At 39.4% G+C, this 2,185-nt stretch carries 1 protein-coding gene; it reads right to left on the reverse strand.

The features are described 5' to 3' along the window. Nucleotides 1-29: 29 nt before the first annotated feature. The gene (locus CUS89_RS13670) at nt 30-1,784 is read right to left on the reverse strand and encodes a carbohydrate-binding protein (RefSeq protein WP_104872535.1); all 1,755 of its coding nucleotides are present in this window, start codon (nt 1,782-1,784) and stop codon (nt 30-32) included. Nucleotides 1,785-2,185 lie beyond the last annotated feature (401 nt).

Here is a 2,185-nt window from a genome sequence, read left to right on the forward strand (position 1 = left end):
TTTTTTGTATGAACTATTATTCGAAATTTTTAACCAATTTGTTTCCAAGGACCGTATAATCCAGAAGTACTTGGATTATTGTTTTGCGTCCAATATTGTGCTTCATAAACAATACCATCATAGGTCACTTTATTCCCTTGGAGGTATACTTTATCCGCTTCCCACGCTTCAATCTCATGACCACCTTCCGGAGTTCCAGAGATCAATTCCCACGGACCATATAGGCCTGATTCACTCGGTATATTGTTTTGCGTCCAATGCTTAGCACGGTACAGAGCACCTTTATAAGATACAACTTCTCCGCCTAAATAAACTTTTGCCGCCTCCCATGCAGGAGCCTCGTCTGGTTCTTCCGGTTCTCCAGGATCTACTACGTCTGCTAACGTTACGAATGATAGTTTAGCGGTATCTGAAATATTCCCAGAGCGATCTTCTGCATTAATCTCTACGGTATATTCTGTATTGCTCTCCAAATTTGTGAAGGCGTATGAAAGTGAGGTAGTTGTGACATTAGTAGTTTGTCCATTTCCTACTAATTTTAAATTATATTTTGCCACGCGGTCATTGTCAATCGCCGCCGTCCAGTTGAAACGTGCACTATTTTTCGTGATATCGCCAACAGAAAGATTTGTTGGGACAGATGGTTTTTCTTTATCTTCCGGAGTTTCGCTTCCGCCACCATCATTACCTCCAGCAAATGCTTCACTCACTTTCAAGAATTCAAATTGGTTCTTTATTTGCCCTTGTCCGCCATCTGTTTTTGCATCACGGTTCATCGACCAATAAGAGACCATGCCAATTTTACGTTCTCTTGCATGTTCGACAACTTGATTGAACATTTCTGTCGTGAAGTATGGATGTTGTTCGTTCTCAAAACCAATCGAAGGAGTTGTGCCTAATTTTGCATATGCCTCTTCATCAGTCAAAGTGATACCAGCATATTGACGATAATGATTCTTCAATTGGACCATGGTATTATCGACCGCATCTAATGATCCTTGTGCATAATCAACGACGCTCGGACCGTAACACATCGTCATAATATTGACATTGGTCAAATCGACCCCTGCTTCTAAATAAGCTTGTAATACGGATAGTCCAGTCGAAATCAAACCAGTCGGCATAACAGGTAACGTCAACGTCACTTGGACACCAGTAGTATCTTGTAGGCGTTTGACTGCTTTTGCATTGACCAAATTTTCTGCATAACCCATTGCTCCTGCTTCCACGTCAAAATCCACACGAGTAAAGCCGTATCCTTGGACCACTTCTACGTAAGCCTCATAAAGCATATCTTCATCATGGCTAACTTCCCAGAAAGCACCAGTGTTCAATCCACCAAATGAAACAGCCGCGTCTCCGCCAACTGCTCTTAATTCACGGATCGTTTTTTTGATTCCTTCGTATTGCCATTGATCACTGTCATTCTCGCTCAATCCGGCAAATCCACCCCATGCCCAATCGATCTTACCATCTTTGATTCCTTTTGCTTGCATGAATCCTAAATTAAAGAATTTTTGCCCTGTCTCCTGTGCGATCGCTGCTAGATTCAACGCGCCATTATTCGATAACTCTGTACCTGACGTATAAGCCGTCATATCCACAAATGGTGCAACGACTTGTTCTGGCCATTCAATACCTTGTCCTACACCAAAATCAGGTGTTGCTTTGACTGTTTGTTCTGTGGCTGCACTTTGTTGTTCATTCAAAAACAACGGCGCTACTAGCAGACTGCATAATGCAGCTCCAGCCAAAAATTTCTTTAGACGAACATTTCTTTTCATTCGTATGTATCTCCCCCATCAACAATTTTATCTCGTGCTATGTATTTTTCTCTTGCACAACGATATCATAACAAATAAAAATTAAAAATATAACATTTTTAAATAAGAATTAGTGTTTTTTAATTTAGAGTATAAAATAAAAGATTACTCGTTTTTGAATAAAGTACCGCAAACCCCTAATAAAAAAATGTTTTTGAGACTTTTTTGCAACAAATAAAATCTATCTATCATTCTAAGTTATGTTCCGTTATAAGAAAAACACTTAAAGTAAATTAAAAATAACGTATTTTAAAAAAATAAAATAAAAAAACAGTGTCTGGGACATTAGTTCTCCTACACCACCTAAAACGAATAACCAGCGGGAACATAAGTAACCTCTTCAGAAATAAGGCGCCATCCAC

The sequence above is a fragment of the Enterococcus mundtii genome (assembly GCF_002947535.1).
Classification (GTDB): Bacteria; Bacillota; Bacilli; order Lactobacillales; family Enterococcaceae; genus Enterococcus_B; species Enterococcus_B mundtii_B.

Coding starts and splice junctions, on each gene's coding strand:
- CUS89_RS13670 (WP_104872535.1), bottom strand. CDS start 1,784: ATGAAAAGAAATGTTCGTCTAAAGAAATTTTTGGCTGGAGCTGCATTA.